This is a genomic window from Shimia gijangensis (assembly GCF_900142085.1).
In the GTDB taxonomy this organism is placed as follows: Bacteria; Pseudomonadota; Alphaproteobacteria; order Rhodobacterales; family Rhodobacteraceae; genus Shimia; species Shimia gijangensis.
On the sequence record NZ_FQZQ01000020.1, the window covers coordinates 46,606 to 68,932 of the forward strand.

At 55.6% G+C, this 22,327-nt stretch carries 26 protein-coding genes and 1 tRNA gene; 19 read left to right on the forward strand and 8 right to left on the reverse strand.

The features are described from left to right. The first annotated feature begins 297 nt into the window (after nt 1-297). Genes BUC32_RS15805 through BUC32_RS15815 form a run of 3 tightly spaced genes read left to right on the forward strand, consistent with a single transcriptional unit; the run spans nt 298 to nt 2,611 of the window. The gene (locus tag BUC32_RS15805; protein ID WP_073255058.1) at nt 298-573 is read left to right on the forward strand and encodes a DUF3489 domain-containing protein; all 276 of its coding nucleotides are present in this window, start codon (nt 298-300) and stop codon (nt 571-573) included. Continuing rightward, the gene (locus BUC32_RS15810; RefSeq protein ID WP_073255061.1) at nt 570-983 is read left to right on the forward strand and encodes a DUF2924 domain-containing protein; all 414 of its coding nucleotides are present in this window, start codon (nt 570-572) and stop codon (nt 981-983) included. The genes BUC32_RS15805 and BUC32_RS15810 overlap by 4 nt, the downstream gene beginning before the upstream one ends. Beyond that, entirely contained in the window at nt 983-2,611 is a 1,629-nt protein-coding gene (locus BUC32_RS15815; protein WP_073255065.1) for a recombinase family protein, read from the forward strand. The genes BUC32_RS15810 and BUC32_RS15815 overlap by 1 nt, the downstream gene beginning before the upstream one ends. Before the next feature lie 181 nt (nt 2,612-2,792). On the opposite strand, the gene BUC32_RS15820 is transcribed toward BUC32_RS15815, so the two are convergent. Then, nucleotides 2,793-2,867, reverse strand: a tRNA-Gln gene (locus BUC32_RS15820). A gap of 222 nt (nt 2,868-3,089) precedes the next feature. On the opposite strand from BUC32_RS15820, the gene BUC32_RS15825 reads away from it, so the two are divergent. After that, nucleotides 3,090-4,319: an acyl-CoA dehydrogenase family protein gene (locus tag BUC32_RS15825; RefSeq protein WP_073255068.1), complete on the forward strand. Its 1,230-nt coding sequence runs from the start codon at nt 3,090-3,092 to the stop codon at nt 4,317-4,319. A gap of 46 nt (nt 4,320-4,365) precedes the next feature. Here the strand turns inward: BUC32_RS15825 and BUC32_RS15830 are convergent, their stop codons facing one another. Beyond that, nucleotides 4,366-4,812: a hypothetical protein gene (locus BUC32_RS15830; RefSeq protein ID WP_139280754.1), complete on the reverse strand. Its 447-nt coding sequence runs from the start codon at nt 4,810-4,812 to the stop codon at nt 4,366-4,368. A 174-nt stretch (nt 4,813-4,986) separates the two neighbouring features. Between BUC32_RS15830 and BUC32_RS15835 the strand changes: the two genes are divergently transcribed. Then, nucleotides 4,987-5,847: a cation diffusion facilitator family transporter gene (locus BUC32_RS15835; RefSeq protein ID WP_073255074.1), complete on the forward strand. Its 861-nt coding sequence runs from the start codon at nt 4,987-4,989 to the stop codon at nt 5,845-5,847. 58 nt (nt 5,848-5,905) lie between these two features. On the opposite strand, the gene carB is transcribed toward BUC32_RS15835, so the two are convergent. Then, the gene (gene carB, locus BUC32_RS15840; RefSeq protein ID WP_073255077.1) at nt 5,906-9,238 is read right to left on the reverse strand and encodes a carbamoyl-phosphate synthase large subunit; all 3,333 of its coding nucleotides are present in this window, start codon (nt 9,236-9,238) and stop codon (nt 5,906-5,908) included. A gap of 192 nt (nt 9,239-9,430) precedes the next feature. Here carB and BUC32_RS15845 point away from each other — a divergent pair, with 192 nt between their 5' ends. From BUC32_RS15845 to BUC32_RS15865, 5 genes are all read left to right on the forward strand, one after another. Then, nucleotides 9,431-10,555: an aminodeoxychorismate synthase component I gene (locus tag BUC32_RS15845; protein ID WP_073255157.1), complete on the forward strand. Its 1,125-nt coding sequence runs from the start codon at nt 9,431-9,433 to the stop codon at nt 10,553-10,555. Then, complete coding sequence (locus BUC32_RS15850; protein ID WP_073255080.1) at nt 10,510-11,151, forward strand: aminotransferase class IV family protein; 642 nt, start codon at nt 10,510-10,512, stop codon at nt 11,149-11,151. Before BUC32_RS15845 ends, BUC32_RS15850 begins: the two co-directional genes overlap by 46 nt. Nucleotides 11,152-11,267: 116 nt before the next feature. Continuing rightward, complete coding sequence (locus BUC32_RS15855) at nt 11,268-11,819, forward strand: CPBP family intramembrane glutamic endopeptidase (RefSeq protein WP_245815195.1); 552 nt, start codon at nt 11,268-11,270, stop codon at nt 11,817-11,819. 99 nt (nt 11,820-11,918) lie between these two features. Beyond that, nucleotides 11,919-13,769, forward strand: a complete 1,851-nt coding sequence (gene aspS / locus BUC32_RS15860) for an aspartate--tRNA ligase (protein WP_073255086.1) — start codon at nt 11,919-11,921, stop codon at nt 13,767-13,769. A 131-nt stretch (nt 13,770-13,900) separates the two neighbouring features. Beyond that, a complete protein-coding gene (locus BUC32_RS15865) occupies nt 13,901-14,617 on the forward strand; it encodes a GNAT family N-acetyltransferase (protein ID WP_073255089.1) in 717 nt (238 codons plus the stop codon). A gap of 4 nt (nt 14,618-14,621) precedes the next feature. Here BUC32_RS15865 and BUC32_RS15870 read toward each other — a convergent pair whose 3' ends face one another. Next, a complete protein-coding gene (locus BUC32_RS15870; protein ID WP_073255092.1) occupies nt 14,622-15,338 on the reverse strand; it encodes a response regulator in 717 nt (238 codons plus the stop codon). Nucleotides 15,339-15,505: 167 nt separating this feature from the next. Between BUC32_RS15870 and mce the strand changes: the two genes are divergently transcribed. Both mce and BUC32_RS15880 read left to right on the forward strand, forming a co-directional pair. Continuing rightward, nucleotides 15,506-15,910, forward strand: a complete 405-nt coding sequence (gene mce, locus BUC32_RS15875; RefSeq protein WP_073255095.1) for a methylmalonyl-CoA epimerase — start codon at nt 15,506-15,508, stop codon at nt 15,908-15,910. 78 nt (nt 15,911-15,988) lie between these two features. After that, entirely contained in the window at nt 15,989-16,279 is a 291-nt protein-coding gene (locus BUC32_RS15880) for a DUF1467 family protein (RefSeq protein WP_073255098.1), read from the forward strand. Here BUC32_RS15880 and BUC32_RS15885 read toward each other — a convergent pair. Genes BUC32_RS15885 through BUC32_RS15895 form a run of 3 tightly spaced genes read right to left on the reverse strand, consistent with a single transcriptional unit; the run spans nt 16,215 to nt 18,688 of the window. Next, complete coding sequence (locus tag BUC32_RS15885) at nt 16,215-16,946, reverse strand: EI24 domain-containing protein (RefSeq protein ID WP_073255102.1); 732 nt, start codon at nt 16,944-16,946, stop codon at nt 16,215-16,217. The genes BUC32_RS15880 and BUC32_RS15885 overlap by 65 nt on opposite strands. Next, entirely contained in the window at nt 16,931-17,509 is a 579-nt protein-coding gene (locus BUC32_RS15890; protein ID WP_073255105.1) for a nitroreductase family protein, read from the reverse strand. Before BUC32_RS15890 ends, BUC32_RS15885 begins: the two co-directional genes overlap by 16 nt. A 57-nt stretch (nt 17,510-17,566) precedes the next feature. After that, nucleotides 17,567-18,688, reverse strand: a complete 1,122-nt coding sequence (locus BUC32_RS15895; protein WP_073255108.1) for a class II histone deacetylase — start codon at nt 18,686-18,688, stop codon at nt 17,567-17,569. 241 nt (nt 18,689-18,929) lie between these two features. On the opposite strand from BUC32_RS15895, the gene BUC32_RS15900 reads away from it, so the two are divergent. Beyond that, complete coding sequence (locus tag BUC32_RS15900; RefSeq protein ID WP_073255111.1) at nt 18,930-19,676, forward strand: sulfotransferase family 2 domain-containing protein; 747 nt, start codon at nt 18,930-18,932, stop codon at nt 19,674-19,676. A gap of 24 nt (nt 19,677-19,700) precedes the next feature. Here the strand turns inward: BUC32_RS15900 and BUC32_RS15905 are convergent, their stop codons facing one another. Beyond that, nucleotides 19,701-19,946: a hypothetical protein gene (locus tag BUC32_RS15905; protein ID WP_073255113.1), complete on the reverse strand. Its 246-nt coding sequence runs from the start codon at nt 19,944-19,946 to the stop codon at nt 19,701-19,703. A 109-nt stretch (nt 19,947-20,055) separates the two neighbouring features. Here BUC32_RS15905 and BUC32_RS15910 point away from each other — a divergent pair, with 109 nt between their 5' ends. From BUC32_RS15910 to BUC32_RS15935, 6 genes are all read left to right on the forward strand, one after another. Then, the gene (locus BUC32_RS15910; protein WP_073255116.1) at nt 20,056-20,766 is read left to right on the forward strand and encodes a M48 family metalloprotease; all 711 of its coding nucleotides are present in this window, start codon (nt 20,056-20,058) and stop codon (nt 20,764-20,766) included. Nucleotides 20,767-20,769: 3 nt separating this feature from the next. Continuing rightward, nucleotides 20,770-21,126 (forward strand): YigZ family protein, encoded by a 357-nt coding sequence (locus BUC32_RS15915; RefSeq protein ID WP_073255119.1) that lies wholly within the window; start codon nt 20,770-20,772, stop codon nt 21,124-21,126. Nucleotides 21,127-21,223: 97 nt separating this feature from the next. Then, nucleotides 21,224-21,487 carry a DUF6455 family protein gene (locus tag BUC32_RS15920; protein WP_073255122.1) on the forward strand — a complete coding sequence of 88 codons (264 nt, stop codon included), beginning with the start codon at nt 21,224-21,226 and terminating at the stop codon, nt 21,485-21,487. Continuing rightward, on the forward strand, nt 21,484-21,762 hold the full coding sequence (locus tag BUC32_RS15925; protein WP_073255125.1) for a DUF6455 family protein: 279 nt from the start codon (nt 21,484-21,486) through the stop codon (nt 21,760-21,762). The genes BUC32_RS15920 and BUC32_RS15925 overlap by 4 nt, the downstream gene beginning before the upstream one ends. After that, complete coding sequence (locus BUC32_RS15930) at nt 21,759-22,037, forward strand: DUF6455 family protein (RefSeq protein WP_073255128.1); 279 nt, start codon at nt 21,759-21,761, stop codon at nt 22,035-22,037. Before BUC32_RS15925 ends, BUC32_RS15930 begins: the two co-directional genes overlap by 4 nt. 12 nt (nt 22,038-22,049) lie before the next feature. Next, entirely contained in the window at nt 22,050-22,304 is a 255-nt protein-coding gene (locus BUC32_RS15935; RefSeq protein WP_073255131.1) for a DUF6455 family protein, read from the forward strand. Nucleotides 22,305-22,327: the final 23 nt, after the last annotated feature.

Here is a 22,327-nt window from a genome sequence, read left to right on the forward strand (position 1 = left end):
CGAACGGCCGGTCTGACGGGCTGCGTCGCAGCATCATGAGGGTGAGTCGAAGGTCTGGTCTGGGCCGTTAGCAGTCAAACCCGGCAACTAAGCTGTGTTCGACAACGGCGGTTGCGGGCTCTCGATTTGAACCTAAAGGGTGACTTTGACAAATTTCACTGGACTAGCCAGTCAAACAGAGCGGTACTGTCATTGCGATGCCCCTGAAGGGCGCGCGCGAGTTTCTCCGCCCGGACCTCCGGGCCCCACTCAGTACAAGGCGCGGGAAAGTCCGGTGCCATATGAGTGGAGAAAGACATGACCCAAGAAACTGCACCCCAGCGGCTAAAGCCACCAGCATCTGCCTTCGCGAAGGCTCAGGTGGCCAATACCACCCGCCCAGTTCAGTTACGCAAGCTGCTGACCCGCAAGAGTGGCGCCACAATCGTACAAATCCAGAGGGCCTTTGGTTGGCAGCCCCATACGGCGCGCGCAGCGATCTCTGGCCTGCGCAAGCTCGGCGAAATCATCGAACGCAGCGAGACGCCAAGGGGCCCTGTGTATCGCATTGTGCCGACGGAGGCTGTGACATGAAGTTTCCCGCATCCGAGACGCTTGCGGCCGGTAGCTCAAATATCAACGGGCTGGAGCGCGCTGGCCATCTAGAACTCTGGCAGGAAGCCTTCGGACGGCCACCACCTAAACACCTGTCACCCCGGTTGATGAGGCGTATCCTGATCTGGGATCTGCAATGTCGCCTGCTTGGAGGGGTGCCGGTCAAAACAGATCGGGTCCTCAAGCAGATTGCGGCAGGCAAAGCGCCAGCCGGAACAACAAAGCCCGGCTCCCACCTGATCCGGGAATGGAACGGGCGCACCTATCAGGTTGAGGTAAAGGGCAAGGGCTATGTCATGGACGGCAAAACCTACCGGTCCCTCTCGGCGATTGCCCGACGTATCACCGGGGCCCACTGGTCAGGCCCGCGTTTCTTTGGGCTGACCTGATGCGCCGGGTTCGCTGCGCCATATACACTCGCAAGAGCACCGAGGACGGGCTGGAACAGGACTTCAACTCGCTGGATGCGCAACGCGAAGCTTGTGAAGCCTATATTGCCAGCCAGAAGCATGAAGGATGGGAGTTGCTGCCAGATCGCTATGATGATGGCGGCATCTCGGGCGGCCATCTTGAACGCCCGGCACTGCAAAGGCTGATGCAGGATATCGATGCCAAGCAGGTTGACCAGATTGTCGTCTACAAGATCGACAGGTTGACGCGCTCTCTGGCAGACTTTGCAAAGCTGGTTGATCGGTTGGACGCAGCGGAGGCGTCCTTTGTCTCTGTCACCCAATCGTTCAATACCGCCACCAGTATGGGAAGGCTGACACTCAATGTGCTTTTGAGCTTCGCCCAGTTTGAGCGAGAGGTCACGGCAGAACGCATTCGGGACAAGATAGCGGCCTCCAAGAAGAGGGGGCTGTGGATGGGCGGTCATGTCCCGCTTGGCTACCAGCCAAATGGCAGAACACTGCAAATTGACGAGGCTGAGGCCGAAACTGTTCGCGCGCTTTATGATCTTTATCTCGAGCACCGCTCCATCCGGATCGTAAAGGAAAAGGCCGAAGGACTTAAACTCAGGACCCGACGTCGTGAGCGACCGGATGGTCGCGTCACAGGCGGTGGCCTGTTTGACCGGGGCCACATCCATCATATTTTGACAAACCCGATCTATGCAGGACGCATCCGACATAAGGGGAATGTATACGAAGGCCAGCATCCGGCGATCATTGACCCTGAGGTTTGGGAACAGACACAAGGCATGCTGAAAGATGTCGCCCTTAAAACGCGTGGCACCAAACAACGCGCAACGCGCTCACCTCTAGCAGGCAAGCTTTATGATGAAACCGGCGACCGTCTTACACCCAGCCATAGTCAGAAAAACGGCAAACGCCTGCGCTATTACATCTCCCGCCGCCTAGTGGTGGAACGCAGTAAGAAGCACCCCGATGCCTGGCGATTGCCTGCAGAGCAGCTAGAAGGCCTGCTGGTTGATGTTGTTAACCAGCATCTCGGCCGCAAGGGTGCCGCTGCTCTGATGACAGTAGATCTGTCAGCTACAGAGCTTGTTGCTGTCAACGGTTCGCTTCAGGAAGTCTGCAAACCTCATCAAGTCATCGGCCTCATTGAGCGGGTTGATCTCGCACCTGGATCATTGCGCGTTCGCCTGGGTGCGGAAGCTCTGGTCAGTCTCCTCGGGATTCCGGCGGATAAGATCGTCTTTGAAGCGCTTACGATCAAGGCGCCGTTCCAGATGCGGCGCAGGGGTGTTGAGCTGAAACTTCATCTCGGGGTGGCGCCCGTAGAGATTGACAAGACCCTGATCCAGAACATTGTCAAAGCTAAAAGTTGGTTGGCAATGATCACAGAAGGTAAAACCTTCACCGAGATTGCAGACGCTGATGGCACTTCAAAGCGTCGAATCCAGGCTGTCATCGAGCTCGCTTTGCTTGCGCCAGAAAGCCTGGATGTCATCGCAATAGGCAAGCAGCCCATGGGGCTTACTTCCGATTATTTGGTCAAAACGGGCTTTTCAGCCATCTGGGCAGAACAACAAGAACAGTTCGCCAAATTGTAAGTCAGCCAGACACCTGAATCTCCAAACTGTCACCGCGGAAATTCCAAACTGAGACTGGGGCCATATTTGGGCTAAATCTCGTAGCAGGCCTGGTCTCTGTGAGAATTACACACACCTAACCTCCTGAAAACGCCACACAATAGCCCTCAAGGCGGTCAGCGTCTCAATTTTACGGAGTATTTGGCTGGGATGGTAGGATTCGAACCTACGATCTACTGTACCAAAAACAGTTGCCCTACCGCTAGGCCACATCCCAACTCTGAGGGGCTAATTAATGCGGGTTGGAGATGGGCGCAAGACCCCAATCGCACTTTTCACAGGTTTTTCTGCCTGTTTTTGAAATCAAATCCAAACCCGAAAGATAGCGGCAAAGTCGTACAGAAGGATAGCGACCCTGCGTCACTTTCTGTGCCCGGCATAGACAACATACCGAGTAGTAGGTCATGCTGATTTCAAACTGTGGATGAGGAGAAAAGCTATGGAACTGGGACTGCGCCCGGAGAACGAAGAGCTTTTGGATCGGGTCAAAGAGATGATCCATGATGAGATTATGCCTTTGGAAGACGAGTATCACGACGAGATCGATAAAGGTGACCGCTGGACCTACACCGAGCGTCAGGCCGAAATCCTTGAGGGGCTGAAGGCCAAGGCGCGTGAGCGCGGGTTGTGGAATTTCTGGCTGACCGACAGCGACAAAGGCTTTGGACTGACCACCGTGGAATATGCCTATTTCGCGGAAGAGATGGGCAAAACACCCCTGGGTGCCGAGGTCTTTAACTGTGCCGCGCCGGATACAGGCAACATGGAAGTGTTTGAGCGCTATAGCTCGGACGCGTTGAAAGAAAAATGGCTGAAACCGTTGTTGAACGGTGATATTCGCTCGGCTTATTTGATGACCGAACCGGACGTGGCGAGTTCGGACGCCACCAACATTGAAATGCCTTGTGTGCTGGACGGTGACGAGTACGTCATGAGCGGCGAGAAATACTGGTCGTCCGGTGCAGGAGATCCGCGCTGTAAAGTGTACATCGTGATGGTGAAAACCGGTGGCGACGAAACCCCGACCTACAATCGCCAATCGATGATTGTGGTGCCTGCGGATACACCCGGGATTGAGATTCTGCGCCCAATGAAAGTCTATGGTCACGATGACGCGCCGCACGGGCACATGCATATCCGGTTCACAAGCGTGCGCGTGCCCAAGGAAAACATCCTTCTGGGCGAAGGCCGAGGATTTGAGATCGCGCAGGGGCGTCTTGGACCTGGTCGCATCCATCACTGCATGCGCGCCATTGGTCAGGCGGAATCCGCGCTTGAGCAAATGTGTAAACGTGCCCTGAACCGCGAAGCCTTTGGCAAGCCGATTGCCCACTTGGGTGCGAACTATGACATCATTGCCAATTGCCGAATGAAGATCGAACAAGCGCGGCTTTTGTGCCTTAAGACCGCGTGGATTATGGATCAGGGCGATGCTCGCGCTGCGGCGCCGTGGATCAGCCAGATCAAAGTGATTGCCCCGAATATTGCGCTTGAGGTGATTGACGAGGCGGTACAGATGTTCGGCGGAACTGGAGTGTCGCAGGACACTCCGCTGGCGATTGCATGGACGCAGGTTCGGACACTGCGTCTTGCTGATGGTCCGGATGCCGTGCACCGCCGCCAAGTTGCCCGCAAAGAGTTGAAGAAGTACACTCAGCAAAAAGTGTAATAATAACAACACTTTATGTAGTAAGGGGGCGGTTTCCGCCCCCTTGTTAATCAGGGACTTCGCAGTTTCGCAAAGCCTCAATCCGCGCGGTATCGGGCTGATGCTCGGGCCAAGATCCGTTTGGCAGGGCATGCAATTCCTCGAACAAAGATTCCCACTTTTCATCCGCGCGGATCTTTTTTTTGCCCAGACTGCGCATGGCGAAACAGTCAGCTTCTTCTTCGTTATTGTACTGAGGCGTTAACGCATGATGGCCACAGGTATGGGCCAGCCAAAACTCACGTGCGAGTGGAGAAAACGTATTCAGCATGTCAGGGTTCAACAGAATGATTGGCCGCCCGGCACGATCAAGTTGCGCTCCGCCGAGCGTTTCAAGGGTGACATCCCCCAGATAAGGCACTTCCATGCCTTGCCACGACCGGCAGGTGGTTGGTTTGGCGAAGGCCATCGGTGCCACAAAGCAAAGGACCAGGGTGATCGCAACGGTTTTCATGTGTGTCTCCATGATATTTGGGCCACGTTTAGCATGGCCCAAAGCAGGAAAACCCGACTTAGGTCAAGAACCCCGCATTTTTTCGTGAAGACAACATTCAACCCCGTTGGAATTTGAAGAAACCGGGGCTTGCGGGTATCACTGTGGAACGTATTCTTGAGTATCGGAGCCCCCATGCCACACAGATTTGCGCTTTGGTCGATCCCGGTGGCGATTATTGTGTTCTTTCTCAAACTTTTGGCGTGGCAATGGACCGGGTCCGTGGCGCTGTTGTCGGACGCTTTGGAATCCATTGTGAACATCGTAGCGGCAATTATTGCCTTTTACGCCGTGCGCCTGTCTGCCAAGCCCGCCGATGCCCGCCATCCGTTTGGGCACAGCAAAGCTGAATACCTTTCCGCCGTTGCCGAAGGGGCGATGATTCTGCTGGCGGCTTTTCTGGTGATGCGCGAAGCGATCTCGGCTTTGCCCAACCCCACACTGTTGGACACGCCGACCTTGGGGATCGTTGTCAACTTGATCGCCGCCATTGTGAACGGAACATGGGCGATGATGCTGTTGCGCGTCGGTCGCGCCAACCGTTCTCCCGCACTTGTGGCCAGTGCCAGGCATATTTTCACAGACGTTCTGACCTCTGCTGGGGTTGTCATTGGGCTGTTTCTAGCCCTTGCGACCGGCTGGCTCATTCTTGACCCAATTCTCGCCATTCTGGTGGCGTTGAACATTCTTCGGGAAGGGTGGAAGGTTTTGTCTGAGTCTGTGGACGGGCTGATGGATGCGTCAGTGAATGATGACGAATTGCAGGCCATTCAGTCGGCGGTTGACACTTCTTCTGATGGAGCATTGCAGGTGCATGACCTGCGCGCGCGCCGCTCGGCTTCTGTCGTGTTTGTCGAAATGCACTTGGTTGTGCCAAAAGATATGGCCGTTGGGGCCGCCCACGATATATGTGATCGGATAGAAAAGGCAGTCACCGAAGCGCTGCCGGGAGCCCATGTCGCGGTTCACGTTGAACCAGAAAGCGAATTGATCTGAGATCACGATAAGAGCCCGGACTAAAGCCGGGCTCTTATTAGTTTCCTGTCAGAGTGAATTATCCCTGCAACGACCGTACTTCGATCTCACCTTCTTCACGCGCTTTCATCGCACGAGCGGCGGCATGGCTGGCGGCGGCAGTGGTGAAATAAGGGATCTTGTCCATCAACGCGACCGAGCGGATTTCGCGGCTGTCGTTTACGGCCTGTGCCCCTTCGGTGGTGTTCATCACCAAAGAGATATCTCCGTTTTTCAAACGGTCCACGATGTTCGGGCGTCCCTCATAGACCTTGTTCACACGCTCGCAGGCGACACCTTTTTCGGTCAACCACGTGGCCGTGCCCATGGTGGCCACGATGCTAAAGCCCAGTTCGATCAGGATATTGGCTGCTTCGACCATCTGTTCAGTCTTGTCGGCGTCCTTGATCGACACGAAAGCTTTGCCTGTCGTGGGCAGGATCATCCCTGCGCCCAACTGTGCCTTGAGGAAGGCGCGCGCGAACGAGCGGTCCCAACCCATGACTTCTCCGGTCGATCGCATTTCAGGGCCCAGAATGGTGTCCACACCGGGGAAGCGGTCGAATGGCATGACCGCTTCCTTGACCGAGAACCACGGCATAATTGGATCTGCGAGCGTCATCTGGTCTGCGATTGGTTGCGGTGTTGAAATGTCGGCACCTTCTTCATAGGGCGCGCGCGCGGGGAAGTTTGTCAATGGCTCACCGGCCATCAGACGGGCCGCGATAGCGGCAATGGCCGAGTCCGTGGCTTTGGCGACAAATGGCACGGTCCGCGAGGCGCGTGGGTTCACCTCAATCAGGTAAATCTCGTCGTCCTTGATCGCGAATTGTACGTTCATGAGGCCGACCACGTTCAGCGCCAGCGCCAATGAGACTGACTGCGCCTTGATGCGATCAATCATGTCTGCGCTCAGCGAGTAGGGTGGTAACGAACAGGCGCTGTCGCCCGAGTGTACTCCCGCCTCTTCGATATGCTGCATGATGCCCGCGATATGCACGTTCTTGCCATCGCAAAGCGCATCCACGTCCAGCTCAACCGCGCCGGACAGGTAGCTGTCCAAGAGAACGGGGCTGTCACCAGAGACCACCACGGCCTCGGCGATATAGCGTTCCAGCTGTGCCATGTCGCGCACGATTTCCATCGCGCGACCACCCAGAACATAGGACGGGCGGATGACCAGAGGGAAGCCAATATCAGATGCAATTTCAAGAGCTTGCGTGTCGGTGGAGGCGATGCCGTTCAGGGGTTGTTTCAGGTTCAGCTCATTCACCAGCGCCTGGAACCGCTCGCGGTCTTCGGCCAGATCAATCGCGTCCGGTGTGGTGCCAAGGATCGGAATGCCCTCAGCTTCAAGCGAGTTAGCCAACTTCAGCGGGGTTTGCCCACCGAATTGTACGATCACGCCGTGAAGGGTACCGTTTTCTTGCTCAACCCGGAGAATTTCCATCACGTGCTCGAACGTCAGCGGTTCAAAATACAAGCGATCCGAGGTGTCATAGTCTGTTGAAACTGTTTCGGGGTTACAGTTGACCATGATGGTTTCGTAACCCGCGTCCGTCAGCGCATAGCAGGCGTGGCAGCAGCAATAGTCAAACTCGATCCCCTGACCAATCCGGTTTGGACCGCCGCCTAAGATAACGACCTTTTTCTTGTCACTTGGGCGGGCCTCGCATTCGACGTCGCCCATCATCGGGGCTTCGTAGGTCGAATACATGTAAGGTGTTTGCGCTTCGAACTCGGCCGCACAGGTGTCGATGCGTTTGAAAACTGCGGTGACGCCGGCGTTCACGCGCTTGTTGCGAATGTCACGTTCGCTGTAGCCGGTCAGAATGGCCAGTCGGGCATCGGTAAAGCCCATCATCTTCAGCTTGCGAAGACCACGTTCATCTGATGGTAGGCCGTTTTCACGCACATAAGCTTCTGTGTCGACAATCTCGCGGATTCGATCCAGGAACCACGGGTCAAACATGGTGGTGTGGTGGATTTCTTCATTGGTCAGACCATGACGCATGGCTTGCGCAATAGTGCGCATCCGGTCTGGGGTTGTCTGACTGATGGCCTTGATCACGGCGGCTTTGCCTGGTGCGCCTTCGATCTCGATCTCGTCAAATCCAGTCAGGCCTGATTCCATCGATGCCAGCGCTTTTTGCAAGCTCTCATGGATGGTCCGACCAATGGACATGGCCTCGCCCACGGATTTCATCGCCGTGGTCAGATAGGGTTCCGATCCAGGGAATTTTTCAAAGGCAAATTTCGGAATTTTGGTGACCACATAGTCGATTGTTGGCTCGAAAGATGCCGGTGTCACCTTGGTGATGTCATTATCCAACTCGTCGAGCGTAAAGCCCACGGCCAGTTTTGCAGCGATCTTGGCAATAGGGAACCCTGTGGCCTTAGAAGCCAGCGCGGACGAGCGTGACACCCGTGGGTTCATCTCGATCACCACCATGCGACCGTCCGCTGGATTCACAGCCCACTGCACGTTCGATCCACCAGTTTCCACGCCAATCTCGCGCAGAACCGCGATCGAATGGTTACGCATAATCTGGTATTCTTTGTCGGTCAGAGTCAGGGCAGGGGCCACAGTGATTGAATCGCCTGTGTGCACGCCCATGGGATCAACGTTTTCGATGGAACAGACGATAATGGCGTTGTCCGCTTTGTCGCGCACCACTTCCATTTCGAATTCTTTCCAGCCCAACAGGCTTTCATCGACGAGGATTTGGTTCACAGGACTGGCATCCATCCCGGTGCGGCAGAAGTGCATGTAATCTTCGCGGTTATAGGCGACACCGCCCCCGGTGCCTCCCATGGTGAACGCTGGGCGGATGATCGCGGGCAGGCCAATGTCTTCCAACTCTTCCAGCGCCAGACGCACACCTTCTTCAAGGTCATCTTCGCCGTTGTCTTTTTTCGGCGCGGTCACAATCGCCGCCCGTGGGTTTTCGATACCAAGACGGTCCATGGCTTCGCGGAACAGTTTGCGGTCTTCGGCCATCTCAATGGCTTTGCGGTCCGCGCCAATCATTTCCACGCCGAACTTTTCAAGGACGCCCATTTCCTCAAGTGCGAGCGACGTGTTCAATCCCGTCTGACCGCCCATAGTTGGTAACAGCGCATCGGGGCGTTCTTTCTCGATGATCTTAGCAACCACATCAGGAGTGATCGGTTCGATGTAGGTTGCGTCCGCCAGGCCGGGGTCTGTCATGATCGTTGCCGGGTTCGAGTTTACCAAAACCACGCGGTAGCCTTCTTCGCGAAGTGCTTTACAGGCTTGCGCGCCGGAATAGTCGAACTCGCAGGCCTGACCAATAACAATGGGGCCAGCCCCGATAATCATGATAGATTGGATGTCGGTTCTTTTGGGCATGGCAGACCTCGGGTGTTGGGGCGAGCCGCATCAGCAGAGGAGTCGCCCGAAATCGCAAATTGTCGTGGGTTATAACTATCGCGGGGCAAGGTGCAAGGGGGATCGGTTAGATGACACAAATTGCCGCTTTCCAATCTGTTTTTTCTCGGTTTGGAGGCTATATCGGGCGCAGCGTGGCGCAAGGAGGCTGTTTTGGAGATTCGTTTTGATCGCGGACCGGACGGAGGTGCGACGCAATTTCGCGCCGCGCTTCGTCTGATCGTGGCTGAAACGTTGTCTGACGTGCCTTCCGCGCTGTCCGCATTGGATCAGGCCCGCGCTGATGGGTTCTGGCTGGCCGGATATGCTTCTTATGAACTTGGGTTTGCGTTCGAGGCACGCCTGCAGCATCGTCTGCCTGAGGCCGCAGGTCTACCGTTGATGTGCTTTGGTGTATTTGAGGGTCCCGAGGCCGCGCAAGCCTTGCCAGACGCGACTTTTGATCTTGGTATGTTTGTACCCCGATGGGATGCGACCCGTTATTCTCAGGCTTTTGCCCAAGTACATTCCCTGATTGGGGCAGGGGATATCTATCAGGCGAACCTGACATTCCCGATGGATGCGTCGTTTTCTGGCGACCCTGCGGCCCTTTACGCGGCCTTGTCTGAGCGCCAGCCTGTCGGTCATGGTGTTATGGTCTGCCAGAATGACCTGCCCACGATGCTGAGTCGCTCGCCCGAGTTGTTCTTTCGCACCAGTGCCGATGGCCGGATCGAAACGCGTCCGATGAAAGGCACGCAACCCCGCGCCGATGATCCCGTCGAGGATGCACGTCGCAAGCAATGGCTGTCGCAAGACGAAAAGAACCGTGCTGAAAACCTGATGATCGTCGACCTTTTGCGCAACGACATTTCCCGCGTCGCCAAACCCGGCAGCGTGCATGTGCCCGAACTGTTCAAAGTCGAAACATATGCCACCGTGCACCAGATGGTCTCACTGGTAGCGGCTGAGTTGCAGGACCACACCGGCCTTAGCGACATTTTTCGGGCGTTGTTCCCCTGTGGCTCGATCACCGGCGCGCCCAAACTGCGTGCTATGGAAATCCTGCACGATCTGGAACCTTGGGCGCGTGACATCTATTGTGGCACCATCGGTTGGGCTGCCCCTGATGGATCATCCGAATTTAACGTGGCGATCCGAACGCTGATGCTCGAAGGTGTTTCCGCCACGCTGAATGTGGGTGGCGGTGTCGTCTGGGACAGCACAGCCTCATCGGAATACGAGGAAGCACTATGGAAAGCTCGTTTCGCGGCCCAATCCCTGCCGGAACCCGCCTGATTGAAACCTTTGGCTGGTCGCCGGACGATGGATTTGCCCGACTTGATCGGCATCTCGCACGCATGGCTCGGTCTGCAGACAAACTGGGCTTTGACTTTGATGCGACCACCTCGCGGCGTGCGATCCAAGTTTCGGGCGAAGCTCCTTTACGCTGCCGCCTGTCTCTGGGCAAAGACGGATTTGATTTCACGACCGCCCCAATGGAACCTGTCACCGGGGTTTGGACGCTTTGCATCGCGGCTGATCGCCTTGTTGCTGAAGACCCATGGCTGGCCCATAAGACAACCCAGCGCGCGATTTATGACCGAACCCGCGCAGCTTTGCCCGATGGCATCGACGAGGTTATCTTTCTGAACAACCACGACGATGTCTGCGAGGGCACCATCACCAATCTGTTTGTGACACTGGAAAACGGAGACATGCTTACTCCGCCTCTCGCCAGCGGTGTGCTTCCAGGTATCCTGCGTGAAATCCTGATTGAAAACGGCACTGCCCGCGAAGCTGTGATCGACCTTGCCTTGCTCCGCGCCGTAAAAACCTTACATGTCGGAAATTCCTTGCGTGGTCTGATCCCTGCGCGCTTGATCGAAAGCTAACCATGCCGCTTCAAAAAATCGTTGCTCCGGCCTCATCCACGAGACTGTGGAGTGAATTCTTGCTTTTCTTTGTCGGAGCGCCCCTGGCAATTGCGGCTTTCTTGCCAGCGACCGTGATGTTCTCCGCCCTTTTCGCTTTGACTGCGATAGGATTGATTTTGTTGCATGCGACAGATGGATTCCACTGGCGTGATCTGCGTTATGGCTGGCGTAAAATCAACTGGTGGATGGTGTTAAAATTCACGGCGATGATGTTGGCGCTGTGTCTTGTCGTGATCCTGATTTTTGCTCCAGATCAGATGTTCAACATCCTCAAACGTGACCCTCGTCTGATGTTGATGATCTTTACGCTCTATCCGCTGGTCTCCGCTTTGCCGCAAGAGATCGTATTTCGCCCTCTGTTCTTTCGCCGTTACGGGGAAATTTTACCCAGCGGGCAGGCAGCACTGGTTTTGAATGCCGCAATTTTTTCCATGGCGCATTTAATGTACTGGAGCTGGATCGTCGCAGCGATGACCTTTGCGGGCGGTCTGGTGTTTGCCTGGGCCTATGAAAAACAACAGAACTTCCCGCTGGCGGTCGTCCTGCATGGCATCGCCGGAAACCTGATCTTTTTGGCCGGTTTGGGCATCTATTTCTATTCCGGCAACGTCACACGCCCTTTTTAGGTCCAATCAGGCCTAAACCGACCCAAGTTCCCTTGACTTTGCCCGCTACAAAAGGTGTATCGGCGCGACTTTACTCTTCACCCGTCCGAGGGAGCAACCATGCACGCCTTTCGCAGCCACACTTGCGCAGAACTGAACAAATCCAACGTCGGCGACACCGTGCGCCTTTCGGGCTGGGTCCACCGCGTCCGTGACCACGGCGGCATCCTGTTCATCGATCTTCGCGACCACTACGGCATGACCCAAGTGCTGTGCGACCCCGATAGCCCGGTTTTCGCCGAGATGGAAAAGGTCCGCTCTGAATGGTGCATTCGCATCGACGGCAACGTCAAGGCGCGTGACGAAGATCTCGTGAATAGCAAAATTCCAACCGGCGAAGTCGAAGTCTTCGTGCGTGATCTCGAAGTGCTGGGTGCCGCGGACGAGCTGCCGCTGATGGTGTTCGGCGATCAGGAATACCCTGAAGAAACCCGTCTGAAATACCGCTTTCTCGATCTGCGTCGCGAGGTGATGCAAGGCAATATGAAACTGCGCTCGGACGTTGTGATGTCGATGCGCAAACGCATGTGGGATCTGGATTTTCGCGAGTATCAGACGCCGATCATCACAGCGTCTTCGCCTGAAGGTGCGCGCGATTTCCTCGTGCCTTCGCGATTGCACCCGGGCAAGTTCTACGCCCTGCCGCAGGCCCCTCAGCAGTTCAAACAGCTGATGATGGTCGCGGGTTTTGACAAATACTTCCAGATCGCGCCGTGCTTCCGCGACGAAGATCCACGCGCCGACCGTTCGCCCACCGATTTCTACCAACTCGACCTCGAGATGTCCTTTGTCACCCAGCAGGACGTGTTCGACACGATCCAGCCGGTCCTGCAAGGCGTGTTCGAAGAGTTTGGAGGCGGTCGTAAAGTCGATACTAACTGGGCGCAGATTTCCTATGCGGATTCCGCCAAATGGTACGGCACGGACAAGCCCGACCTGCGCAACCCGATCAAGATGCAGGTTGTCTCCGAGCATTTCGCAGGCTCCGGCTTTGCCATCTTCGCCAAATTGCTGGAACAGGAAGGCACCGAAGTGCGCGCCATTCCCGCCCCAACTGGTGGGGGTCGCAAATTCTGCGACCGCATGAACAAATTCGCTCAAGAGCAAGGTCTGCCCGGCATGGGCTATATCTTCTGGCGCGATAAAACTGCGGATTCCGTGGCGCAAGAACTGGGCATCAAAGTCAAAGAAGCCCAAGCCATGCTGAAATCCGGCGAAGTCGAAGGTGGCATGGAAGCGGCTGGTCCTCTGGCCAAAAATATTGGCCCCGAGCGCACCGAAGCCATCCGTCAACAACTGGGTCTGGGTGTTGGTGATGCCGCCTTCTTCCTTGGCGGCAAACCCAAAGCGTTCGAAGGCGTTGCAGGCCGTGCCCGCGACGTGATCGGCAAAGAACTCAAACTGATCGACGAAGACCGTTTTGCATTCGCTTGGATCGTCGACTTCCCGATCTTTGAAATGGATGACGAAACCGGCAAGCTGGACTTTGATCACAACCCATTCTCAATGCCTCAGGGCGGCATGGAGGCGCTGAATGGCGACCCATTGGCCGTGCGCGGTTGGCAGTATGACTTGGCTTGTAACGGCTATGAGTTGGTGTCCGGCGCGATCCGCAACCACCAGCCCGAGATCATGTTCAAAGCCTTTGAACTGGCTGGTTACGGCGAAGACGAAGTTCGCAAGCGCTTTGGCGGTATGGTCAACGCGTTCAAATACGGTGCGCCGCCCCACGGTGGCTGTGCCGCAGGCGTTGACCGTATTGTGATGCTTCTGGCCGATCAGCAGAACCTGCGCGAAGTGGTCATGTTCCCAATGAGCCAACGTGCCGAAGACCTGATGATGAACGCGCCTTCCGATCCGATGTCGGATCAATTGATGGAGCTGGGTCTGCGGGTGATTCCACAGGACTAGCCTGTCAAACATTTCATCACAAAGGCCGCCTTTTCGGGCGGCCTTTTCATTTGCGAACCGCTGTGAATTCAGGGGCTTGGCGGATGCAGGCCTTTGTGCAAATCTAATGGCACAGCGACAGGAGCCTTGAAATGACTGATCCCCGCCCTCTTGGGCCAGTGCTCGAAAACTGGAGCCCGCCGCCAGCGCCTTCTGGTGAGGTCCTTGAAGGGGCATATGCACGGCTTGAACCACTGAGCGCCGAGAAGCACGCAGCCTTGTTGTTTCGCGCTTATGAAAGTCATGATGCGGTGTGGGATTACATGCCTTATGGTCCGTTTCATTCTGCAGCGGCCTATCATCGCTGGGTCAAAAGCGTGGCCGGGCAGGGTGATCCGTTTTTTTATGCGATCCAAGACAAAGCAACCGGGGCTTGGGGCGGCGTGGCCTCATATTTGCGCATAAGACCAGACGCAGGGTCCATCGAGATTGGCCACATCAACCTATCGCCTCACTTGCAGGGCACTCGGGCGTCTACCGAAGCCTTCGTACTGATGATGAAATGGGCCTTCCAAGCCGGGTATCGCCGGTTTGAGTGGAAATGCGATGCATTGAACAAGCCGTCCCGCCGCGCCGCTCAACGCCTTGGCCTTAGCTTTGAAGGTGTGTTCCGTCAGCACGTGGTGGTTAAGGGGCGTAACCGGGATACAGCCTGGTTTGCAGCCATAGATAAGGACTGGCCGTCATTGTCGGCCGCGTATGATGTGTGGCTGTCCGCCAATAACTTTACCGCCGATGGGCAACAATCAGAGCGTTTGGGCGATCTTACTCAACTTGCCCGAACCTCGGATGACCCAGCTCTGTCCTGACCGACTAAATAGCAACTTCCTGCGCAATTCGGTCTTTCAAAAGACGATCCAGCGTTGAGACATCTGTGTGCAATGAGTTGCTGAAACCATTTTTTCCACTGATCGCTTCAGCGGCGCGCGCCAGGGGGCGATCACCCGCACTACGCGCGATGCCACTTAGGAATTGACCGACATAGGCGATCTCTCTGGCTTTGACACCTTTAGACAAAGAAGCGGCGGCGTGGCAGAGATCATCGCGATACGCCACGCGATCAGGGTGCACCACCTCTGCCGGAACCGAACGAGGACCTTCGGGCTGTCTGTCTGCGGGTAATCTGGACAGGATCGCCTCTTGGAAAACGCCTAGGCTGGCGAGAGGTTTGGGCAGAAAACCATCGGCCCCGGCATCCATTGCGTCAGCTTCAACAGCGGTTTCACCAGATATGGCAAGCACCACACCCACACGAGGCTGAGCAAGAGCAAGTTCAGCGATCAGGTCAGCCCCGGAACCATCTGGCAACCCCATATCCACGATCACGACAGAAGGGCGGTAGGTTTGAAGATGCTTTCTAGCAGAGCCCAAACAATCGGCCCGCCGAATGCGGGCCCCACTGCGCAGACATAAAAGGCGAATGGCATCACAGGCATATCGGCTATCTTCGACAACCAAAACGGTAAGTCCCAGAAGGGGGCGACGGGCAGTGGGTTGGGTGTGGGCAGTCAGAAGGGAAAAGTCATCCATGTCATTGTCCTTGGCAGCATTTAGGACAAAGTTAGAACAGGGTTGGTTAATACACCGTTAACAACCCAATTCACAGGGCATCTCTCACGCGACGCCCTGTCGCTTGCAAGACTTGCGCGGCTTGCCCATAAGGTGGCCAAACGGAAATAAACCGAAAGGAACAGCCCATGATCGGTCGTTTGAACCATGTTGCCATCGCAGTCCCCGACCTCGAAGCAGCCTCTGCCCAATACGCAAATGCGCTGGGCGCCAAAGTCGGCGCGCCGCAGGATGAACCCGATCACGGTGTGACCGTGGTGTTTATTGAATTGCCCAATACCAAGATTGAGTTGCTGTATCCCTTGGATGAAAACAGTCCGATCAATGGCTTTCTGGAAAAGAACCCTTCGGGCGGCATTCACCATGTCTGCTATGAAGTTGACGACATTTTGGCCGCGCGTGACCATCTGAAATCCACCGGCGCGCGTGTTCTGGGCACGGGAGAGCCCAAAATTGGTGCCCATGGCAAACCTGTTTTGTTCCTGCACCCCAAAGACTTTAATGGCTGTTTGGTCGAACTCGAACAAGTCTAAGATCGCTATCTAAATCAGTGCGGGTGGAGTATTCTCTGGCCGTGCTGTCCTTTTTGATGCCCCACAGGAGAAATCCCCATGTCCATCACATCGGCCATCGTGCTTTATGCCGTCCTGTGGTTCCTGACGTTCCTGATTATCATCCCGATCCGCCTGAAAACCCAAGGCGACGTGGGCGAAGTTTTCCCCGGCACACAACCCGGCGCGCCCGCACAGCATAACCTCAAAACCAAGGCCATCATTACATCCGTACTGGCCGCGGCTATGTGGGTACTTTTGTGGTGGATCATCATGTTTGAGATTATCACCGTACGCGATTTTGACTGGATGAACCGCCTGCCGCCTGTAGCTGATGGAACAGATGGGTAAAGGTCGCAGCCCCAAGGATTGGCACCAGCAGGTTGACCAGCGGCACTGACAACGGCATCGCCATCAGGATGCCCGCCAGCCAGATCGTACCAATATGACGGCGACGTAGTTTTTTGGCGCCCTCGCGCCCCACCCGGCGCATTGCGGCCAGCTGAAAATACTCGCGCCCCAGGAGAAAGCCGTTCAGCCCCCAAAAGATGAACAGCGAGAACATCGGCAAAAAGGCGTAAACGATAAACGCCAACAGGTTGGCCACGATCAGCACACCCAGGAACGTCAGCGTATCCTTCAGAGCTTCGGAGAAGGGCACCGGCTCGACGGGGGGCAGATGCGGATAATGCCGGTCTTCCACGGCGCCCGCGACTTCATCGAGAAACATCGAGGTGATCGCCGAGGCCACCGGCACCATCAGGAACACCGACAGCACGATCATAAAGATAAAACTGGTGACGCTCAGCAGGTCCCCGATCCAGGTGATGTCCTCGAACACCGGGAAAAAGGCTTCTTCTCCAAAGAAAAAGTCGATCACCCACAGCAACCCGGCATATGCCCCGACCAAAAGCGCAAAGGTCAGCCCGACGCCAAGCATCAGAACGCGGCGAAACCGCGGATCACCAAGCTGCCCAATGGCCGAGAAAAACGATGTCAGGATTACTGCGATACCCATGAGACCTTGCTTTCCATGTCCGGGCGCGGGCGTTCCGGCGGTGCACTCTTTTCTGTGCCGATGTGGATCAGCCCGGCCAGTCGCTCGTGCGGCGACAGTTTCAGCGCCTCGGTGAGGAACCCACGATCATGCGCCGGCCAGCCGCTCAGCCAGTTGGCCCCCCAACCCGCCGCAAGGGCTGCGTTCAGCAACGACAGGCACACGGCCCCCGCCGAATAGGTCTGTTCGATCTCCGGCACTTTCTCGGCGATCACGGGGCTTTCCACCACGGCCACGGCAAGGTTGCCAATGTCGAACTGGCCACGCCCCTTGCCGATCTTTTCCGCGTCCAGCCCCAATGCCTCGCCACGCACCTGTGCCAGTTCGGCCAAACGGGTCATGGCCTCGCCTTCCAGCACGATCAACCGCCATGGCTCTAATTTGCCATGATCCGGCGTGCGCAGCCCTGCCTTTAGGATCGGGGCCAGCGCCTCTCGGTCCGGAACTGGCCTGGTTAGTGTCTTGGCCGGGCGCGACCGGCGGTTTAGCAGGAACTCAAGCGCCTGAGGGTTGGGATCGGGCATAAGTGTGCTCCGTAAAAATGGATGTTGTGCTTCATGTCGGCGGAATCTGCGCCCCTTTCAACCGCTTCCCGCTGTTTTTGCAAAAATCTCTGCCATTTCGTCGATCAATTCGACCACAAATCCTTCCATGCGAGCATCGGGTTGGCGAATGTGCAGCGTCTTGGCCATTGGATCCGGCACCTCCGTCGTGCTGCACGACAACTCTTCCATCACCGCATGGCCACAGAACGGCACATAGGCTTCGGAGTATCCACCCTCGTGCACCAGAACCAATTTGCCATCACACAGCTTGTCTGCGCTCGCCATCATCTGAGCCGTCATGACGCGAAAGGTCTCGGCCGTGGCCAGCATCCGTGCCAACGGATCAAACGCCGAGGCATCGTAGCCACAGGCGACAATGATGAGATCGGGATTAAAACTTTCCAAAGCTGGCAAGACGATACGATTCATGGCCTGCACATAGCTGCTATGCCCGGCGCCGGGAGGTAGGGGAATGTTGATATTGTACCCAAGGCCCGCGCCCCGCCCCCGATCTTCTATGTCGCCTGTGTCCAGCGGATAGTTATGCGCCTGATGCAACGAGATTGTCAGCACATCGTCGCGATCATAATAAATCGCTTCGGTGCCATTGCCGTGATGCACATCCCAATCGACAACAGCCACCCGTTTGGCTTGTCTCGCGGCCAAGGCCGCTTCAATTGCAATGGCAATGTTGGCCAACAAGCAAAACCCATTTGGCCACTCCGGCAGACAATGATGCCCCGGTGGCCGCGACAAGGCATATGCGTTATCCAACTCCCCCGCCAACACCGCCCGTACGGCCTCTTTGGCCAAGCCCGCCGACAAAGTTGCCGCCTCATAGCCACCTTTGCCAAAAGGTGTACGCAGCCCCAATTCGCCACCCCCTGCGTCGGAAACTTCCTTGAACCTGTCCAAATGGGCCTTGGGGTGCACGCGTTCCAGGTCCTCGCGCGTCGCCGGGTCTGCCGAACGCATTTGCAATTCATTCGCCAACCCGCTCACATCCAAGAGGTTTTTCAACCTGCGCTTGGTTTCCGGGCTTTCTGGCAATCCGCCCGCCGCCAGCGGTTGCACAAAATCCCCCACAGGCAGGGTCAGCGCATAATTCCCCCCTGAATGCCAAAAACACTTTTCGTCCCAGTAAAAGCCCGTTGCCATGTGATCTCCGCCCAATCTTCTTCAATCAGATTTTAGTATTCTTGATGCTTTTGAAAGGGGCAACCATGGGATTAGCTTTTTATCGTGTTCCAAGTCACCTGAAGCCAACAATTCATTTTCAATTCTGGACATTTCAAAGAGGTTTTTCTTGAGTTCGGATACCCGAAGGCAACTGTCTTTTGACATTTCCAGCAGTTGACAAGTCATCGGTGCTCAGGAATAGCGGCATCGGAGGAATACAATGCTGACGATACACATCCTGCTGTCCAAAGAGCTGGAGCTTGCTTACATAAAAGTTCCAAAAAACGCGTCTACAACCATGACCTCTGCGTTTTTTCACCTTGCGGGTGTTGATGCGGACGTGGACCAACCTCTGAATCTGTTTCACGACCCCGCTTTCAAATCTCAGTTTGATTCGATTGGTCTGGAATGGCATCAAATTACCGGGCCTGCCGATTTAGAGCGCTTTTTTGAGAGTTACAGCTCGTACCTGTGGACGGCGTCAGTTCGTGATCCTGTTGGTCGGCTTGTCTCGGCCTACTTCAACAAACTCAACCGGTATACCAAGCGATTTGCTAAAGGCGTCTTCTGCTACGGAAAAGCAATGCAAGCGATCGGTGGCCCAAAGGCTTGGGATAACAATCGTTTGGCGATCGAAGCCATGCGGAGAAAGTTGAGCCTGGATGACTTGGTAAAGGGCCTTGTGAGAAATGGAATCGACTTCGACATGCATTTCCGACCACAGTCGGATTTCATACGACCTGATATCATTCGTTTGGACAAAGTCATTCGGGTCGAACATCTTGAGGCTGATTTTAGATCCTTGGCGGCCTCAGTCAGATCGACGGAACCAGATATGTGGACTCTCCCGACGCTGAATTCGACAACCCTAGAAAAGGGGCGATCCAGTATTGAAGTTACGCCCCAAGCAAAACAAGGAATTTACGAGATTTACCGGTCGGACTATGACATTCTGGGTTACTCTTAGCTCACCCAGTAGCTCACCCAGGAACTAGCCGGTTTTCCCATCCAGTTGCAGCTTGTAAACTCCTTCGGGCAAATCCAATGCGGCTGCCAGTTCCTGAACTTGGTTGAGCGATAGGGTGATTTTCTGCACCGAGTCCGCGCGCGGATCGTATTGCTCGACCGTGACACAGTCCTCAAACATGTTGATAGTGACATCTTCGGTCAGCGTCGCGCTGCCTTCATCAACTAGGGTGACGACCGTAGCGTCAAATTCGTGCTCGATGCTGAACATGATCCCAGCCTAACGCAAGTCTGGAAACGTGCAAGCATTAAGGGGTGGAACTGGTGTCCCTCTGCGCGTACCTTTGGGCGTGATTATTGTGACTGATTGCGAGAGACCCATGCGCCGAAGCCTTTTGATTGCCCTGACTGCTAGTTTCGCTTTTCTGACAGCATGTACCACAACGACAACCACGCCTACGGCACAATCGGCGCCACAGAAGAAAGCCCCGCTTCTCAGTGTGTCACAGGCCAGTTCACGGCTTGCTTCAATCAAAGCGCGTGTGGAACCGGTCGCCGAACGCGAGTGCAAAGCTCGCACAAAGGGCATGAATTGCGACTTCCTGATACAGATCGACAAAAAAGCGGATGCTCCGCCCAATGCCTATCAAACAGTCTCGAAATCCGGCCGCCCCATGATCACGTTTACGGCGGCGCTGGTGTCGGATGCGCGCAACAACGATGAACTTGCCTTTGTGATGGGGCATGAAGCTGCGCATCACATGATGGGGCATATTGGCCGTCAGCAAAACGATGCCATGGCTGGCGCTGTAATTGTTGGTATTCTGGCTGCAGCAGCAGGCGCGGATGCCTCGGTGCTTGATGCCGCTATGGATGTCGGCGCCACAGTTGGTGCACGCGCCTATTCCAAAAACTACGAGCTTGAAGCAGACCGTTTGGGAACAATTGTGACGCACCGGGCAGGGTACAACCCTGTGCGTGGGGCCGAGTATTTCACTCGTATCCCTGATCCCGGCAACCAGTTCCTTGGCACCCACCCGCCAAACTCGCAGCGGATTGCGGTTGTCAAGCAAACTGCGGCTAAGCTCTGAGTCATGCTGCAAATTAACAATTTGGTTTCTGACCGGGGGTCGAAATATGCGGTGTCAGGCGGCCCTGTGACCAGCCGCGCCGAGATCGACGCCTTCCTGAAAAAACTGAAGCGCGACAGAAAATATGCCAAGGCAACCCATAATACATGGGCAGCGTTGCTGTCTGAAGGGTCCCCAATCAAAGGTGATGATGGGGAAAGCGGTGCGGGTATGGTGATCCTGCGGATGCTGGAACGAGACGACTTGAAGGACCATGTGATCGTTGTAACCCGTTGGTATGGAGGCGTAAAACTGGGAGGCGACCGGTTTCGCCGCGTTCAAGATTGTGTGCGCGCCTATCTCGATGCGCTGGCTGATTAGCGCGTTGAGAGATTTCACAATCGGCGATTGACCCATATCAAGGGGGCAAAAAAGCCACTGTGATATTTTGGATCCGATGTGAAAACCGGAGTCCGCAATGACCAAGCCTGACGTACTTAAGCGACATGCATCGCTTTTGGATCGCACAGCCGCACGGCTGGGGCTGGACCTTGAGGAAGAGGTTTTGGCTGGGCATCTTGAATTTGACGAGATTGCCGATGCTGTTTTGCGGTGCGTGTCTTGCGCCAACCCCGAGGATTGCGCGCATTGGCTAGACCGGGACGTATCAACTGAAAAGGCCTCTCCTGTTTACTGTCGCAATCGCGAGCTGCTGCAGCGTTTGCAGGAGGCTGAAAAATGAAACCTCTCGGTCGGCAGAACACACATGTGTGGTTGGCGCAACGTATGGCGCAAGTAACCAAAACGGATTTGGTTTTGGCCATGAAAAAGGCGCAACTCAATCAGGATGACTGGGCTGCAATGGTCGAGGATTGCCGACATTGCGATTGGACTGAAGGTTGCAAAAAATTTCTGGCGCTGCAAATCGATGCGCCCGCGCAGGTCCCTCCGGACGCCTGCCGAAATCAAGAACGTTTTATGGCTCTTAGAGTCGCGCTTGAGGAGATGGATACATGAGCAACGTGACACCACTTGGGGATCCAGCCCGCCATTTCTGGATGACCCGCAGCGTCGCAAGGGCCATGGGGGTCTCACTGAGCGAGGCGATGGCCGAAGACAGGCTGTCTCATCGAAACTACGCAGACTTGGTGACCCGCTGTCGGCAATGCCACTTTGTGCAGGAATGTGAAAATTGGCTTTCCAGGCAAGTTGACCGCGCCGATTGCGCACCGGGTTGCTGTCAGCATGCAGCACTTTTCGATTCACTAAAGGATGTGGCCCGCAAGGCCTGATGGAGACGTAAAATGAAACTTTTTAAGAAAATTGACGAACACTCGAATCTGATGGGGACGATGTCTGACAAAGTTGGGGTCGATTGGAGCGAGGTTTTGGCCGAGCACCCGGATATGGCGCAAAAATACAGGACTGCAGTAATGACTTGCACCCATTGCAAGGATGTCGGCGAATGCAAAGGTTGGCTGGCCGAAAATACTGAGGCGCCTGAAGCACCAGACTATTGCCTGAACAAAGACCTGTTGGGCAAGCTGGCCAAGGGCTGATCGTCTATTGAAAAATAGGCCGT

What these genes read in the sequence shown, in the direction of transcription:
- BUC32_RS15830 (WP_139280754.1), bottom strand. Translation starts at nt 4,812, where the DNA reads ATGAAAACCGTTGCGATCACCCTGGTCCTTTGCTTTGTGGCACCGATG.
- BUC32_RS15855 (WP_245815195.1), top strand. Translation starts at nt 11,268, where the DNA reads ATGTTCTCCGCCCTTTTCGCTTTGACTGCGATAGGATTGATTTTGTTG.
- BUC32_RS15825 (WP_073255068.1), top strand. Translation starts at nt 3,090, where the DNA reads ATGGAACTGGGACTGCGCCCGGAGAACGAAGAGCTTTTGGATCGGGTC.
- BUC32_RS15900 (WP_073255111.1), top strand. Translation starts at nt 18,930, where the DNA reads ATGCTGACGATACACATCCTGCTGTCCAAAGAGCTGGAGCTTGCTTAC.
- BUC32_RS15935 (WP_073255131.1), top strand. Translation starts at nt 22,050, where the DNA reads ATGAAACTTTTTAAGAAAATTGACGAACACTCGAATCTGATGGGGACG.
- BUC32_RS15865 (WP_073255089.1), top strand. Translation starts at nt 13,901, where the DNA reads ATGACTGATCCCCGCCCTCTTGGGCCAGTGCTCGAAAACTGGAGCCCG.
- BUC32_RS15925 (WP_073255125.1), top strand. Translation starts at nt 21,484, where the DNA reads ATGAAACCTCTCGGTCGGCAGAACACACATGTGTGGTTGGCGCAACGT.
- BUC32_RS15915 (WP_073255119.1), top strand. Translation starts at nt 20,770, where the DNA reads ATGCTGCAAATTAACAATTTGGTTTCTGACCGGGGGTCGAAATATGCG.
- mce (WP_073255095.1), top strand. Translation starts at nt 15,506, where the DNA reads ATGATCGGTCGTTTGAACCATGTTGCCATCGCAGTCCCCGACCTCGAA.
- carB (WP_073255077.1), bottom strand. Translation starts at nt 9,238, where the DNA reads ATGCCCAAAAGAACCGACATCCAATCTATCATGATTATCGGGGCTGGC.
- BUC32_RS15870 (WP_073255092.1), bottom strand. Translation starts at nt 15,338, where the DNA reads ATGGATGACTTTTCCCTTCTGACTGCCCACACCCAACCCACTGCCCGT.
- aspS (WP_073255086.1), top strand. Translation starts at nt 11,919, where the DNA reads ATGCACGCCTTTCGCAGCCACACTTGCGCAGAACTGAACAAATCCAAC.
- BUC32_RS15835 (WP_073255074.1), top strand. Translation starts at nt 4,987, where the DNA reads ATGCCACACAGATTTGCGCTTTGGTCGATCCCGGTGGCGATTATTGTG.
- BUC32_RS15815 (WP_073255065.1), top strand. Translation starts at nt 983, where the DNA reads ATGCGCCGGGTTCGCTGCGCCATATACACTCGCAAGAGCACCGAGGAC.
- BUC32_RS15910 (WP_073255116.1), top strand. Translation starts at nt 20,056, where the DNA reads ATGCGCCGAAGCCTTTTGATTGCCCTGACTGCTAGTTTCGCTTTTCTG.
- BUC32_RS15895 (WP_073255108.1), bottom strand. Translation starts at nt 18,688, where the DNA reads ATGGCAACGGGCTTTTACTGGGACGAAAAGTGTTTTTGGCATTCAGGG.
- BUC32_RS15885 (WP_073255102.1), bottom strand. Translation starts at nt 16,946, where the DNA reads ATGGGTATCGCAGTAATCCTGACATCGTTTTTCTCGGCCATTGGGCAG.
- BUC32_RS15920 (WP_073255122.1), top strand. Translation starts at nt 21,224, where the DNA reads ATGACCAAGCCTGACGTACTTAAGCGACATGCATCGCTTTTGGATCGC.
- BUC32_RS15810 (WP_073255061.1), top strand. Translation starts at nt 570, where the DNA reads ATGAAGTTTCCCGCATCCGAGACGCTTGCGGCCGGTAGCTCAAATATC.
- BUC32_RS15850 (WP_073255080.1), top strand. Translation starts at nt 10,510, where the DNA reads ATGGAAAGCTCGTTTCGCGGCCCAATCCCTGCCGGAACCCGCCTGATT.
- BUC32_RS15930 (WP_073255128.1), top strand. Translation starts at nt 21,759, where the DNA reads ATGAGCAACGTGACACCACTTGGGGATCCAGCCCGCCATTTCTGGATG.
- BUC32_RS15905 (WP_073255113.1), bottom strand. Translation starts at nt 19,946, where the DNA reads ATGTTCAGCATCGAGCACGAATTTGACGCTACGGTCGTCACCCTAGTT.
- BUC32_RS15890 (WP_073255105.1), bottom strand. Translation starts at nt 17,509, where the DNA reads ATGCCCGATCCCAACCCTCAGGCGCTTGAGTTCCTGCTAAACCGCCGG.
- BUC32_RS15805 (WP_073255058.1), top strand. Translation starts at nt 298, where the DNA reads ATGACCCAAGAAACTGCACCCCAGCGGCTAAAGCCACCAGCATCTGCC.
- BUC32_RS15880 (WP_073255098.1), top strand. Translation starts at nt 15,989, where the DNA reads ATGTCCATCACATCGGCCATCGTGCTTTATGCCGTCCTGTGGTTCCTG.